Origin of the sequence: Vitiosangium sp. GDMCC 1.1324 (assembly GCF_003044305.1) — a bacterium.
In the GTDB taxonomy this organism is placed as follows: domain Bacteria; phylum Myxococcota; class Myxococcia; order Myxococcales; family Myxococcaceae; genus Archangium.
In genome coordinates, this window is record NZ_PZOX01000002.1 from 324,419 (window position 1) to 338,672 (window position 14,254).

The 14,254-nt window shown below is 68.4% G+C and carries 12 protein-coding genes; 4 read left to right on the forward strand and 8 right to left on the reverse strand.

Going from position 1 to position 14,254, the window contains the following annotated elements; genetic code table 11:
• Positions 1–36: 36 nt before the first annotated feature.
• The 3 genes from DAT35_RS05815 to DAT35_RS05825 form a co-directional block, all read right to left on the reverse strand.
• Entirely contained in the window at positions 37–963 is a 927-nt protein-coding gene (locus tag DAT35_RS05815; protein WP_146209584.1) for a DUF2381 family protein, read from the reverse strand.
• 114 nt (positions 964–1,077) lie between these two features.
• Positions 1,078–1,380, reverse strand: coding sequence for a hypothetical protein (locus DAT35_RS05820; protein WP_108065893.1), 303 nt, complete (start codon positions 1,378–1,380; stop codon positions 1,078–1,080).
• 77 nt (positions 1,381–1,457) lie between these two features.
• Positions 1,458–2,900, reverse strand: coding sequence for a serine/threonine-protein kinase (locus DAT35_RS05825; protein ID WP_108065894.1), 1,443 nt, complete (start codon positions 2,898–2,900; stop codon positions 1,458–1,460).
• A 390-nt stretch (positions 2,901–3,290) separates the two neighbouring features.
• On the opposite strand from DAT35_RS05825, the gene DAT35_RS05830 reads away from it, so the two are divergent.
• The 3 genes from DAT35_RS05830 to DAT35_RS05840 all read left to right on the forward strand — a co-directional run bounded on the left by DAT35_RS05830 (position 3,291) and on the right by DAT35_RS05840 (position 8,832).
• Positions 3,291–7,061: a hypothetical protein gene (locus DAT35_RS05830; protein ID WP_108065895.1), complete on the forward strand. Its 3,771-nt coding sequence runs from the start codon at positions 3,291–3,293 to the stop codon at positions 7,059–7,061.
• Positions 7,058–7,837: a hypothetical protein gene (locus DAT35_RS05835; protein ID WP_108065896.1), complete on the forward strand. Its 780-nt coding sequence runs from the start codon at positions 7,058–7,060 to the stop codon at positions 7,835–7,837. Before DAT35_RS05830 ends, DAT35_RS05835 begins: the two co-directional genes overlap by 4 nt.
• 209 nt (positions 7,838–8,046) lie before the next feature.
• The gene (locus tag DAT35_RS05840; protein ID WP_108065897.1) at positions 8,047–8,832 is read left to right on the forward strand and encodes a hypothetical protein; all 786 of its coding nucleotides are present in this window, start codon (positions 8,047–8,049) and stop codon (positions 8,830–8,832) included.
• A 92-nt stretch (positions 8,833–8,924) separates the two neighbouring features.
• Here DAT35_RS05840 and DAT35_RS05845 read toward each other — a convergent pair whose 3' ends face one another.
• Complete coding sequence (locus DAT35_RS05845) at positions 8,925–10,319, reverse strand: serine/threonine-protein kinase (protein ID WP_233261320.1); 1,395 nt, start codon at positions 10,317–10,319, stop codon at positions 8,925–8,927.
• Entirely contained in the window at positions 10,303–11,598 is a 1,296-nt protein-coding gene (gene hemL / locus DAT35_RS05850; protein ID WP_108065898.1) for a glutamate-1-semialdehyde 2,1-aminomutase, read from the reverse strand. Before hemL ends, DAT35_RS05845 begins: the two co-directional genes overlap by 17 nt.
• A 382-nt stretch (positions 11,599–11,980) precedes the next feature.
• Between hemL and DAT35_RS05855 the strand changes: the two genes are divergently transcribed.
• Entirely contained in the window at positions 11,981–12,910 is a 930-nt protein-coding gene (locus DAT35_RS05855) for a hypothetical protein (protein ID WP_108065899.1), read from the forward strand.
• Here DAT35_RS05855 and DAT35_RS05860 read toward each other — a convergent pair.
• Genes DAT35_RS05860 through DAT35_RS05870 form a run of 3 tightly spaced genes read right to left on the reverse strand, consistent with a single transcriptional unit; the run spans position 12,907 to position 14,254 of the window.
• A complete protein-coding gene (locus DAT35_RS05860; RefSeq protein ID WP_108065900.1) occupies positions 12,907–13,350 on the reverse strand; it encodes an EVE domain-containing protein in 444 nt (147 codons plus the stop codon). The genes DAT35_RS05855 and DAT35_RS05860 overlap by 4 nt on opposite strands.
• Positions 13,347–13,691 carry an antibiotic biosynthesis monooxygenase gene (locus DAT35_RS05865; RefSeq protein WP_199242821.1) on the reverse strand — a complete coding sequence of 115 codons (345 nt, stop codon included), beginning with the start codon at positions 13,689–13,691 and terminating at the stop codon, positions 13,347–13,349. Before DAT35_RS05865 ends, DAT35_RS05860 begins: the two co-directional genes overlap by 4 nt.
• A 53-nt stretch (positions 13,692–13,744) precedes the next feature.
• Positions 13,745–14,254 carry a MarR family winged helix-turn-helix transcriptional regulator gene (locus DAT35_RS05870; protein WP_108065901.1) on the reverse strand — a complete coding sequence of 170 codons (510 nt, stop codon included), beginning with the start codon at positions 14,252–14,254 and terminating at the stop codon, positions 13,745–13,747.

Genomic DNA, 14,254 nt, shown 5'->3' on the forward strand with positions numbered 1-14,254 from the left:
CTCCCTCGCAACCGCTGCGCCAGCCAAGAAACCTCCCTACGGGAACGTCACTCCATCGAGCACCACGCCCCCGGCTCCGCTCTCCGCTCCCCACAGCTTGAGCGTGAAGGTGCCCCGGGCCTCGCTCTTCATTGCCTCCAGCTCCACGGTGATGCTCCCGGACCTTCCCGGTGCGATGGGCTCCAGGGGCCACACCATCAGCCCCGCCAGTTCCTCGTGCCTGGCACCCACCAGCGCCGCCCCCGCCGGCGTCCACGCCACCGTTCCCAGGTTGAACAGCTCCACCTGCACGGCCACCCGTCCCCGCCCTTCAGGTCCGACGGCCCGATAGCTGGTGACCTTGCGCTTGTCGAGGACGTGTCCTGGACGCAAGGTGACGTTGCCGGTAATCACCTGGGCAACGATGCCCTTGTCACCCATCCACTCGTGGGCGATGAGGCCCGTGAGCCCACCCTGGCCGCTGCACTCGGATTGGAGACGCGCGTTCTCCTCCCGGCACTGCTGGGCCTCGGCACGCGCTTGCTGCTCTCCCTGCCGGTAGGAGGCCAGCGTGCGTGTCTGACGGGACACCATCACCTGCCTCTCGGCCCGCGACGGGTGCACCACCAGCAGGAAGGTGGCGCTCACCGGTGCCGCACCGTCCTCGAAGTAGACCGTCACCGGCACGCGCTCGCCATCGCGGAACTCCCCCACGGGAAGCAGCCCGAAGCCCGCCTCCCCCTCCAGCACCCGGAACCGCTGGCGTCCTGGCAATTCCACGCGAGCCACCTTCGCATCGAAGAAGAAGCTGATGCTGAGCTCCGGGCGCATGCACACCTCATATGCCTTGCCGGGGGCATCCGCCGTCAGCTCGATGTAGCGCGTGCCCACCTCGCAAGTGGGGAGCGGCGCCCGCTCGGTGGCATCGGCAGGTGCGGCGAGCACGGTCAGTCCCAGCAGGACGATCATCGGAGAGGCGAACACGGGGTAGAAACCTCCGGGGCGGGGAAGAGACCGCGAACGTCGCCTCTACCACACCTTCCTGCCCGGTCATGCGCGGGCCCAGGGTCCTTCGCCCCACCTGGAGCCCGGGTGCCCCTACTCGAAGCGATCGACTGTCATCACATCCGGCGAGGGGGTGACCCTGACCTCTCCACCGTCGGACCGGATATCCAGGCCACGCTCGAGCTGATGTTCAAATAGCTCCATGCAGACGGTGAATGTGTCCCCGTTGGGGGTGACAGCCTGGATGATGCGGCCGTAGACGCGCTTGTCTCCGAAGCAGAGCTGCCCGGAGAGACGGGTGCCGTGCGGCAGCACCGTTCGCCCGCCACGGCCGAACGCATCGGTATCCACAGCCCAGTCGACTGGCAGCTCAACCGAGAAGGGTCCTTCCTTCACGGGGACAGATCTTTGTGTCTTCCAACCGGGCAGGACAGCTCTTCCACCCACATCCCCAACGGGGAGGCCGAGCCGGCTCATGGTCTCGACGGCACCAGCCGGGCACGCCTGGGGCGCGGGCTCCTTGCGGACCTGGGCACCGGGACAGGCCATGTTGGCGGCGGCGGCCACGGCGAGCAGCGCATGGGCCCCGGTGGAGCCGTTTCCCTTCTCTCCTTCTCCGCCTGTGTACCGGGGACCTTCTTCTTCATGCGGGTTTCTCCCTTGCTGGGCGTCGCGCTGGCGACGGGGACGGGGGTTGCGACCCCTGGGGACTCAGCGCCCTCCCCACCTTCTGGCGGCTTCCACGGGGACGCCACTTCCTGGCCGGGCTCGGCCCACGTGGGCACCTCCCAGACCTCCCGCTCCACCGGGACGGGCTCCACCAGCCCTCGCACCAGCACCTCGGCGGGTGGCGTCCTCTCCGCCGCGAGCAGCCCCACTCCCGCCGCCACAAGCGCTCCCAGGCCCACCACCGCGAGCCCCACCCGGGCCCGCTTCCCTGTCCAGTCCATCTCCCGCCACGCCTGCCGCCACCGCGCCCACGTGCCACCCGCCTCCGTCTCCTCGCCGCCCTCCCGCAGGGGCACCTCCCACGCCGCGTCCGCGCCCCGCAGGGCCTCCTCGAGCGCGGCGCTCAATGCCTTCGCTTCCCGGAAGCGCGCCTCCGGCGTCTTCGCCAGCAGGCGCATGCACACCTCCGAGAGCACCCGGGGCACCCTCGGGTTGAGCACGTCCGGAGCGGCCGGCACCACGGTGAAGAGCTCCCGCATCAATCTGTCCTCCTCCGGCGAGTACGGCGTGCGGCCCGTCAGCAGCCGGTAGGAGATGACGCCCAGCGGGTACAGGTCGTCGGTGGCCGAGAAGCGGTAGCGCGGAGAGCCGGGTTCGCCCAGGTGGTCCTGCCAGAAGCGCACCGCCTCGGGAGTGCGGTACATCCACGAGCCCGGTGGCAGGGGCAGCCGGGTGATGCGCGGGGCCTCCGGGTAGGTGCCCACGCCGAAGTCCACCAGCACCGGCCTCCCGTCCGCCTGCCTCACCAGGATGTTGTCTTCCTTCACGTCCCGGTGCAGCACCCCCGCCGCGTGCGCCACCTCCAGCGCCCGGGAAATCCCCAGCAGCAGTCCGGCCACCTCCCGTGCGGTGCGCGAGGCCTCGCCCCACCTGTCCACCGGCTGACCGGGCACATACTCCGTGGCGAAGTACACCATTCCCTCGGCGGTGTCCGGCCATCGGCCGCACGAGTGGAAGCGCACCAGATTGGGGTGGTGCAGGTGCATGCGCAGGTGGATGGCGAGCTCCCGCTCGGCCCACGCCTTCCAGTCCGGGGACTCGGGGCGGATGAACTTGAGGGCGTAGTCACGTCTCCGCCAGCGCGCCCGGTAGACGGTGCCGTAGCCGCCCCGCCCCAGCAGCCCCTCGACGCGGAACGGCCCCACCCTGGCACCTGGGGACGGCAATTTGTACGAGGGCGGCCTCATGCTCTGGCGCTCGTGCGCGAAGGGGCTCCTGCATCCAGGCGGACCCCACTCCGGACGTGGGAGGGGTGGGCCCACCTTCGCGGTGGGATGCTACCACGAATGTCTGCCGTCCATGCCCGGTAGCGAAAGCACCGCTCGCGAATCTCCTGCGTCACACCCACCACGTCGTTGGGGCCCAGGTTGAGTTGTTCGTGGCCTATCCTTCAGGGTCGTTTCCAATCGGGGGAAAGGCACGACACATGGAGAAAAAGCACCGCGGTTCTGAGGTGGGGACGGGCGCGGTGACACGAGGAGTGGCATGGCCAGCGCGACGGCGAGGTTGGCCGAGCCGGGGGGCGGCGTGTGTGGCGGAGACCAGGGAGGTAGCCGAAGGAGCACAGGGGAGGGAACATGCGTGAAGCCACCTGTGCGAAGAGCATCCAGGCCCTCCTGGTGACGAGCTACCTTGTGGCCAGCATGAGTGCGGCCGGCGGCGAGTTGAGGAGAGAGGGTGTGACGCTCTCGGTGAAAGCGCATCCGCGAAAGGAAGCACTCAGCCCCCGCCCGGAAGACTGGCAGGAGGGAGTGCTCTCCCTGAGGGTGGTGGACCCGGGCCGCCTGGTGGTGAAGGCAGGCGATGACGTCATCGCCGCGGGCGCGCTGGGCTGGGGCGAAGACCGGCGGCTGAGGGTGGATCCTCTCGAGGACTACCCGTCCGAAGCCTTGCCCCGGGTGGTCAGCCGTGAGCCAGGGCGGGAGGAGGTGGAGGTAGCCGTCCCGGCGGGAGCTGGCGCCGGAGGGCTGCTCACCCTCACCTACGAATGGGATTGGGAGCACAAAGGCAAACCCGCCCTGGTGCGTGCCTGGCGCCTCCCCCCCATGGAGGACAACATCCCGCCAGAGTGGCTGGAGGATGAGCCGTCGGAGCCCGAGCGGGAGGGCACACCCGAGGACGAGGAGGACAGCGTGCTGGCCTTCCTCGCGCCCCAGCAGGCCCCGCTCCCCGTCCAGGTGGACCCGGAGCGTCCGGAGTTGCTCTGGGTTCCCGGGTACGCCTCTCGGGAGGAGCTCGCCTCGCGGCTCTTCGGGGATGCGTCCGCGGTGGGCACCTTCGACTTCGAGCCCCGCCCGGCGCCCCCCAACGCGGAAGGGGAGCCACACCAGTGTGTGCGCGTGCGCCATCCACCGGCCTTGCGACCCGAGCTCCTCGCCCAGGTGCGCGGCGCCCTGGACGAACGACTGAAAACGGATGACACGTGGAGCCGCGCCCAGCTCTCGGCGGAGTCCCTGGACAGGCCAGGGGCCGAAGCGCTCGTGGAGCGCGGCCTGCGCTGGTCTCAGCGCTCGGAGATTCCAGACGGCTCCGGCCAGAGCTACTTCGACAGCTACCTCCAGACACTGGCGCCCTGGCGGGACGCGAAGCCACACGGGTCCCTCGGGGACACGCTCGCCCAGGACTGGCACTTCCTGGGCGAGGCCTCCGAGCCCCTGCAGAAGGCCATCGCCCTGCGCTCCCGGCGCTGGAAGACGAGCTACACCGTCACGGATGACTCACCCATCCTCTCACCTGGAGACGTGGTGGGGCGCTTCTATTTCCCGGAAGGCTCCAGCGTCCAGGTGCAACTCCAGAAGCTGCTCCTCGAGGAGCGCTCCCTCGAGCGCGCCGAGCTCCGGCTGCGCAACCTTCCCCGAAGCGGCCCGCGCGTCATCATTCCCGGGGAGGATGGACGCTGGCGTGGTTACAGCGCCGACTTCCGCCTTGCTGCAGGGGCCCCCGAGCCGCTTGAGCACCCGGAGGGTGACTTCTACTGGTACTACCCCGGGACGCTCTTCATCCGCCCGGACGAATGGCGGCTGGGAATGGGAAGCGGCACGGGCGAGCTGTCGGCCCTGCGGCGGGCGATTCTCACGACAGCCCTGGCCACGGCCACACCGGAGGCGCCCGAGCCCCTCCTCGGGCTGGACTACGACGTGCTCTCCCTGCTCACCCGGGACGAGCGCCTGGGCGTCTTCGACACCGTCCTCGAGAGCGCAGCGCTCACATCCGACGGACTGGAGGAGAACGCTGTCCAACTGCTCGGGCGGGTGGTGCTGTCCATGCCCGCCGAGGAGTTTCCCACCCTGGAGCGCAAGCTCACCTCGGGCGGAGTGCTGGAAAAGCTGCTCGGCAGCAATGCGTCGCACAAGGTGCTGCTGGGGCAGGCCTTCACCCAGAAGGCGCTGGCCTCGTTTCCGCTCGTGCTCCGCTCGCTCGACGACCTGCCCACCTTCGACCTGGGACGCGAAGGCGAGACGACATACCTGTTGAACGTGTCCTCCGGGCTGGTGCCCTCGAAGCGGGTGGCGACGGAGGCGTGGGACGTGAAGAAGGGAGTGAGCCTGGAAGCAGAGCCCGCGCTGCCACGGGAGGCAGCAGGGGCCTCCCAGCGCATGGCCCTGTACTTCGAGCCGGTGAAGCACAGCTTCCAGGCCCGATACCTCTCCTCGACGGAACCGGACAAACGTAGCCGCGCCTTTCACCCGCTCGAGTGGGTGCGGGTGGAAGTCCACGGGCCACAGCCGAGCACCCAGCTCATGACAGCCATGGAGCTGGCCCTGCACTCCTCGCTGCCGGACGAAGCGCTTGTCTGGGCGGCGATGGGCCGCATCGGCGAGATGCACATGTTCTACCAAGCGGTGTCGGCATTGACGCGGGCTCCGCTGCTGACAGGCGTGCCGGCCACCGCCGCGGAAGGTGGCACCGTCGCCGCGGCGCAGCGGACGGCGGTACGTCAGTTCTTCGGCCGCATGGCATGGGTGACGACTCTGGCGGTGGTGGACACCTACCGCGACGAGTTGTCGCGGACGACAGAGGGACGGGCCTTCCTCGCGGTGCATGATTTGGCCATGGTGGCACTGGCCGGCAGGGACATCTACAAGCTCGCCACCTCGGGCATCTGGCGCGAGCTGGCGCTCCGGGGAGGGCTGGTGCTGAGCCAGTCTGGCGCACGGGCCTCGGCGGGATTGCGCGAGTCCGTGGAGTCCATACAGGCCCTGGCCAAGACGTTGGAGCGGATGCTCGCCGAGGGCAAGGCCGTTGCGACACCGGACGGACTGCGGTTTTCCCTCTCTGGCGGGGCCGAGGCCTTCAAGCAGGCCTTCTTCGCCATACGAGGGGAGATGGCCGCTGCACGGGCCCTCGGTGGCATTCGTGGCGCGGGGCTCGCGGCCCAGGAGGCCGAGAAGACGCTGGAAGCGCTGAAGCTGCTGGCGGCGGAGAGCCAGGAGATGGCGCTCGCCTACAACGCCGTGGCGAGGCGCGCGGCAGCCCTCCCGGCGGACAGGGCCCATGCCTACCTCGCCGCAGTGGAATCGCTTCGCACCTCCGCCCGCAGTGCGGCGAAGCCGACGCTACCAGGACTGCTGCACCGCTCAGGAGCACCGAGCCTGACGGATCCGCTCGCCTTCCTGAAGGAGGCCGAGTGGCTCGTCAGTCACCCGGAATTGGAAGCCGAGGCAGTGGCGGAGCTGGCGAGGAAAGCATGCAGGGGCCGTGTGGACCTGGGCTGGCTGCGCTCGATAGGGCTGACCATGGACTACCTCAACTTCATGGCCAGAAACGAGAAGACGGCTTGGAGACTGTTCCGACGCGCGGCGGCGGAACCGTGGAATCTAAAGGTGCAACTGCAGGCTCGCGAGCAACTACGAGGCATCGCGGTGGAGATGCTGACAGAACGCAATGCGCAGAAGCTCTTCCCGGGTTTCCGGCTAACCGGTCGGCAAGTAAAAATGAAAGCAGGGCACATCATCGACAACGTACTGACGGCGATGACGGGGTCAAAACTTCAACATGGAGTAGAAGTCAAAGGCTGGAACGAAAACCGATGGCGCAGGGCGCTTGACTCTTGGCTGACCCAAGAGGCTGGCATCAAGCTCAACGAGCAGCAGGCGGCGCTAGTAAAGCAACTCCAGCATCTGCTCAACCAACTCGCGGATGCGGCTAAGGCACCTCACGGACAACCGTTTCTCGTCAGTACAGACAATTTGAGCGGACCGACCAGGGCCAAGCTTTTGGACTTCCTCTTCAAACACTCGCCGGGTACAAAGCTCATTCAAGTAGAGGAGGCTCAAATACTGCAACAGACGAAGCAGTTGCGCGCAGCGCTCAAGCTCCCGGAGGACTTGTCCGGAGGTGCGCCATGAGCCGGTGGCCTCTCTGGGCGGTCCTGACCCCAGGCGATCCCGCCCGGCTGGAGAGCCGTGCCAGGGCCATCGTGATGACGGATTTGGATGAGGAGCTTGGAAAAGAGCCGCCCTTCGAGGTCATCCCGGGCAGTGACCGTTACCATGCCATCGTAGGGACGGACCCCAGCGACGTGGGCGCCGAGATGCAAATCGCTGAGGCCCTGTCGCTCGAATGTAATGAGCCCGTGTACTCGATTGAGCGCGCCAACGACCCGTGGACCGTCATGTCGTGGCGAAACGGCGCGCTAGATGTTGAGGAGGTGGACCCTGAATCACTGGCGGAGTCTCTCGGCTGTCCGCTGCCAGGCCATGAGGAGTCTTCGGACTCGCCCGCCAAGAAACCTCTGCGCAAAGTCGCATTGGTGGAAGGCGTCAGGGCGCAAGAGGCACCTCGCGTGCTGGAGGAGGCCGGCGACCCGTTTCCTCCGGGACACTACCGATTCGAGGACACCCCTCAGGGGCTCCGGATTTCCAGCGAAACAGGCAACATAGGCTTCGCTGACATCACGCTCTCAGAGCGACTTCCACATGTGACGGCCTATGGAGTAGTTGCCTCACCGAGCCTGGATATATTCTTTGTCAACGTCCTGCGCGGAGGAGAATGCATCGGCAACTTTGCGCTGCCGCCACGTGACGATTCTTTTGTGCCAGCTGTCAGTGACATCAAGGGAGAGAGTTCGCCGGAGCGGATTCTCGCGGCGTTGGGCATCCCCGCGGAGTGGTTCCGGAATTAATAAGGTATGCCGGGGTAGTCTCGCCCTGGGCACCCGCCACGCGGGAGTGGAGTAGGCCCCACCAAGCTCCACGCGCCGGGCGGCTCCGAATTCTCCAGGAAAGCGCACTGGGACGCAGCTCCGTCAGGTAGAAGGGCCAACATGCTGGAGGAAACGAAGCCGTTGCTCGCGGCACGTGAGCTGGCCGGGGTGCTGTCTGGAGGCGCGCCATGAGCCAGTGGCCCCTCTGGGCAGTTCTGGCTCCGGGCGAGCCTGCATGGCTGGAAAGCCGTGCCTATGCTGCATTGGGTCTAGAGAAAGGCGAGGAGGACGAAGAAGGGCCGCCCTTCGAGCTGAGCCTGGGAAGTGGCCGCTACCACGCCCTCGTGGGGACAAACCCCATCGACATCGGCGCCGAGATGCAAATCGCCGAGGTCCTGTCGCTCGAATGTGATGAGCCCGTGTACTCGATTGAGCGCGCCAACGACCCGTGGACCGTCATGTCGTGGCGAAAGGGTGCGCTCGATGTCGAGGAGGTGGATCCGGAAGCCCTGGCGGAGTCTCTCGGCTGTCCGCTGCCAGGCAGCGAGGAGTCTTCGGACTCGCCCCCGAGGAAGCCTCTGCGCAAAGTTGCCTTGGTGGAAGGAGTCCGGGCGCATGAGGCAAATCGCGTGCTGGAGAAGGATGATGGCGAGCCACTTGCCCCAGGGAGCTATCGCCTCGAGGACACCCCGAAAGGGCTCCTGATTGCCAGCGGAACAAGAGACATAGGTTACGCTGACCTGACTGTATCGGAACATTTTCCTCGAGCGCGCGTGTATGGAGTGATTGCTTCGCCGAGTTTGGACACGTTCTATGTCAGTGTGCTGCGGGGAGGAGAGTGCACTGGACAGTTCGCGCAGCCGCCTGATGAGTTTCCCCCTTTCCCGGTTGTCAGCGAAATCAAGGGCGAGCGCTCGCCCGAGCGGATTCTGGCGGCACTGGGCATCCCAGCGGAGTGGTTCCGGAATGAGTGAGGGGCACCGGGGCTGCCTCGCCCTGACTCTGGGTCTACTCGCGACTCATTCAATTGGAGGAGGCCCAAATGCATACACCACGGTCGCCCCCTTCACCCCAACAGCCACACCAGCAGGAAGCCCACCACGAGCGCGAGGAGGAACAGCCCGGCGGCAAGCCACCCCTTCCGAGATAGTCCGTGAACCGGAGCAGGCGCGCCCGCGTCACCCCCCTCGATGGCCCGCACCAGTGCGGACTCCGCGCCCGGTTGCGCCACCACGACCTCGCTGGTGATGTCCACGTCGAAGGCCACCCGCACCTCGCGCGAGACCACGGGCGGGGGCAGTGTCCTGGGAGAGACCGGCGGCTCCGGCTTAGCCTCCTCGGACACCAGCAGCACCTCCGCGGAAGGCACGAAGCCCGCGGGCGCATCGAGCGCCCGGTGCTCGAAAGCCAGCGCGGTGGGCGGCGCGAAGGTGGGCAGTTCCTTCTCGGAGATGGGGCGCTGGAGCGAAGTCTCGCCCCGCAGCAGCTCCGCGAGCACGCCATCCTCCACCGCCTTCTCCTTGGCGAACATCTGGCCCATCAGCCGCGCCAGCTCCGCATCCCCCACTCCAGGGGCGTACTTCTCCCGCAGGGCCCGGAGCGCCGCCCCGAGCGCCGCCGCATCCGGAAAGCGCTCCTCGGGCTCGGTGGCCAGCGCCTCGAGCACCACCGCGTCCACCTCCGGCGGCAGGCCCGTGCGGAACCGACCCGGCGGCTCCCACTTCGGGTACGCCGCGCGCTTCCAGCGCTCGACGACGTCTCCCTTCTGCGCCAGCGGTTGCCAGGAGAGCAGCTCCCAGAGCACCACGCCCGTCGCATACACGTCCGCCCGCCGGTCCACGTGCTTCTTGCGCGCATGCTCCGGCGCCATGTACGCGATGCTGCCCATCACCACGCTCGGCGCCGTCTGCGCCTGCTTCAGCGTGGACTGCGCCGCGCCGAAGTCGATGATTTTCACCTCGCCCGCGTAGGAGATGCACACGTTGGCCGGCGACAAGTCCCGGTGCACCAGGTGCAACGGCTGGCCCTGCTCGTCCGTCGCGTCGTGCGCATACGCGAGGCCCTGGCACATCCGCTCGCCGATGAGCAGCGCCAGCCCCACGGGCAGCACGTGCCCCCGGTTGCGCAGCCTCCACGCGAGCCGGTTGAGCGTCTTGCCCTCCACGTACTCCATGGCCAGGTAGAGCTCTCCGGCCACCTCGCCCATGGCCCACACCCGGGCGATGTTGGGATGGGACAGGCGCCGCACCACCCGCGCCTCGTCCCGGAAGCGGGCGAGGAACTGCGCGTTCCCCGCCAGCCCGGGCAGCACCTTCTTCACCACGCAGGCGCGGCCCGGCGCATCCTCGCGCGCCAGGAACACCTCCCCCATTCCCCCGAACCCGATGCGCCGCACCAGGGTGTAGGGACCGAAGGGGATGGGCCCCGGATTCGTGCCCTCCTGCTCAGGCCCCCTGGCCAAGCGCGCGGAACGCCTTGCGAGCCGCCCGGAGGATGTGCGTCACCTCGGGCTCGTTGATGGACAGCGACAGGAACGCCGCCTCGAACTGGCTCGGCGGCAGGTACACGCCCTCCTCCAGCATCTGGTGGAAGAAACGGCCGTAGCGCGCCGTGTCGCTCTTCTTCGCGCTCGGGTAGTCGTACACCGGGCCCTCGGTGAAGAAGACGGTGAACATGCTGCCCACGCGGTTGATGGTGACCGGGACGTTGGCCTCCTTCGCCTCCGCGCGCAGGCCCGCTTCAATCTCCCGGCCAATGAAGTCCAGCCGCTCGTACACGCCCGGCGCGCGCAGCGCCTGGAGGGCCACCAGTCCCGCGGCCACCGCCACCGGATTCCCCGACAGCGTGCCCGACTGGTACACCGGGCCCTCGGGCGCAATCTTCGACATGATGTCGCGCCGCCCACCGTAGGCCGCCAGCGGCATGCCCCCGCCCACCACCTTGCCGAAGGTGCTCAGGTCCGGACGCAGGCCGTACACCTCCTGCGCGCCACCCCGCGCCAGCCGGAAGCCCGTCATCACCTCGTCCAGCACGAGGAGCACTCCGTGCGCGCGGCACAGCGCCTGGAGGCCCTGGAGGTAGCCCTCCTCGGGGATGAGCACGCCCATGTTGCCCACCACCGGCTCGATGATGGCGCAGGCGATGTCCTTGGCCCGCTGCGCGAACAGCCGCTCCACCGCTCCGAGGTCGTTGTACGGCGCCGTCAGCGTGAGGCCCGCCACCTCCTTGGGCACGCCCGGCGAGTCCGGCAGCCCCAGCGTCTCCACGCCGCTGCCCGCCTTCACCAGGAAGGGGTCTCCCGCTCCGTGGAAGCAGCCCTCGAACTTGAGGATGTAGTCGCGGCCCGTGTAGCCACGCGCCAGCCGGATGGCCGCCACCGTGGCCTCCGTTCCGCTGCAGACCAGCCGCACCTTCTCCACGCTCGGCACCGTGGCGCAGATGAGCTCGGCGAACTGCACCTCAAGGTCCGTGGGCGCTCCGAAGGTGGTGCCCCGGCGCGCCGCCTCGGTGATGGCCGCCACCACGGGCGGGTACGCGTGGCCGAGGATGAGCGGACCCCAGCTCCCCACCAGGTCCACGTACCGATTGTCGTCCACGTCCGTCAGCCACGCACCCGAGCCTTCCTTGAAGAAGACGGGCTCACCGCCGACGCCCCGGAAGGCGCGCACCGGGGAGTTCACACCTCCGGGGATGCGCTCCTGCGCTCGGGAGAAGAGGGCCTTACTCTGCGAGTGGTTCATGTGCGCTCCATAGCACGCGGCGTGTGTGCCCACCGGTGGCCCCCATCTCGCCGCCGGCTGGCTGCTTGATTCCCGCGATGCATTCGTCTACACCGCGCCGCACTTTCAGGTTTTACGGCTTATCTGAGGGTGGGAGAACTTTCGCCGGGAGCGGTTTTATACGTTCTCGGGTCCGAAAGCATGCGGGGGCAGACCGGCAGTGGGTGGGCAGGGCGTCCAGAGGGCAAGCCGAGGTGCTCGACGAGGGCCGGAGTGGGGGGTATCCGGGGGGAAGACCCCCACTCCGGCCTCCTCCCAAGGGTGTCCCAAAGGGTGAGACGGTGAAGGCTCAGCGAACGCATCCGGCCCCCGCTCCCGCCGGGACGGGGTTAGGGTGGGGATCATGCTCCGCCTCACCCAGCGCCGGAAACTGACACTGCAGACTCCCGAGACTCCGGACGGCCATGCCCACGTGTCCGCCGCGAGCGGGCTCGTGCGCGCGGGACAATGGATTCACGTCGTCGCGGACGACTCGCTGTTCCTGGCCACCTTCCCGCTCGAGGGAGACGCCCCGGGACAACTCCTGCGCCTCTTCCCGGGCGAGCTGCCGCTGGAGCCCAAGGCCCGCAAGGCGCTCAAGCCAGACATGGAGGCGCTCTGCCTGCTCGGAGGCATCCAGGACGCACCGCATGGAGCCATGCTGGCGGTGCCCTCGGGGAGCACGTCGGTGCGGATGAAGGGCGCGCTGGTGCCGCTGGCGGCGGACGGGAGCATCGGTGGCGCGGTGCGCGAGGTGGACTTCACCAGCGTCTACGCACAGCTCACCCGCGAATTGGGTCCGCTCAACGTGGAGGGCGCCGCGGTGTCGGGCCCGCGCCTGCGCCTGCTCAACCGGGGCAACGGAGACCAGGGGACGGACGCGGTGGTGGACCTGGACGCGGGCCGGGTGCTGCGCGCGCTGGAGGCGGGCGAGCCCCTTCAACCCGACGTGGTGCGCACCGTGCGCCGCTGGGAGTTGGGCCGCTCGGGCAACGTGCGCCTGTCCTTCACGGACGCCGCGCCACTGCCGGATGGCCGCATCGTCTTCACCGCCTCCGCCGAGGACACCCGCGATGCCTACGCGGATGGCGCGGTGATGGGCTCGGCGGTGGGCGTGCTGGCGCCGGATGGCTCGCCGATGTTCCTCGATGGCGTGGACTTGAAGGTGAAGCTGGAAGGCGTGGATGCGCGGGTGGAGCGTGGCCGCATCCACCTGCTGCTCGTGGCGGATGCGGATGACCCCACCCAGGCCGCGCCCCTCTTCGAGACCGTGCTCGATGGAGTGCGGGCCTAGACAGGCGCGGGGAGTTGCTCGCCGCCCAGCATCTCCCGGGACAGCAACTGGAAGTCCGCCTCGGGCAGCTCGAAGTGGCCCCGGCGGAAGATGTAGCCCCAGCGCTGAACGTCCTGGATGAAGCTCAACCGCCCGAGCAACGGACGGATGGGCACCTCGCGGCATGGGAGGAAGGCGATCGCCCGGCGGAAGGGATTGAAGCCTCCCCCCATGTCCTGCTCCACCGGCGCGTCCACCACGCGGCCAATGGCCGTGAACGCCTGGCAGGGCTCCTCGCCCTCGAAGCGCAGGCGCGGCGAGTAGTAGAGCACCCAATCCCCCGGAGCCATGCGCCGCAGCGGCGCCGCCTTCCCGTGGCAGGCCTGTCCGAAACCGCCCTCCACGCCCTTGCGCACGTGGTCGCACGAGGCCACCGCCACCCAGTAGCGAGGTTTCCTCATGGCGCGCTCCGCTGGTGCGTGGAGACCACCTCGTAGAGGTGCGGCTCGAACTTCTCGACCAGCGCCGCCGCGGCCCGCATGTGCTCCTGCGCCCGGGGATTGCGCAGCATGGCCTCGAAGTGCTCGCGGCTCGCCCACTGCGCATAGTTGGCCACGCGGGTGCCATCCAGACCCCGGTGGATGTTCGCCGAGACGAACCCTGGCAGGTACCGCATCACCTGCTCCGTCGCCTCCTCCAGCACCTTCACCAGCTCGCCCTGCCGCTCGGGCGCCACGGTGAAGACGTTGATGAGGGTGCACACCGCGCTTCCCCGCTCGATTCTCGTGGCCATCGCTTCCATGTCATTAGGCTCCTAACCATCCATCCAAAAAAAGAGACTCCGGGGTCTCCCGCTCAGGTGTCCCTCACGTGGGGAATGCCGGCGGCGACCTTCGTGAGCAGAGCCTCGAGCTGCTCGCGCTCCTCGGAGGACAGGCCCCGCATCAGGGCCGCGGTGCGGCGGTAGTGGTCCGGCAGGGTGCCCTCCAACCGCTGGCGCCCCTTGGCGGACAGGCGCACCAGCGACATGCGGCCGTCCTCGGCGTGCGCCCTGCGCAAGATGAGACCCTCCTTCTCCAGCCCGTCCAGCAACCCGGTCATCGTCGGGCGGGTGACGCCCGTGCGCTCGGCCAGCTCGGCCGGACGCAGGCCCTCCTCCTCCCGCTGCAACTGCATGAGGACGATGAAGCGCGCCCGGGACAGGCCATGCCGGGCGAAGTGAGCTTCGTAGGCTGCCTCCACCTCCCCCGCGACATGCAGCAGGTGCAGGCACGTCTCCACAGCCGACCCGTCGGAGTCCGGGTAGCGCCCGGCCTCCTTCTGGAGGGTCTCGTGTCTCGGGAGTCGTTTCAGCTCGAGTGCCAT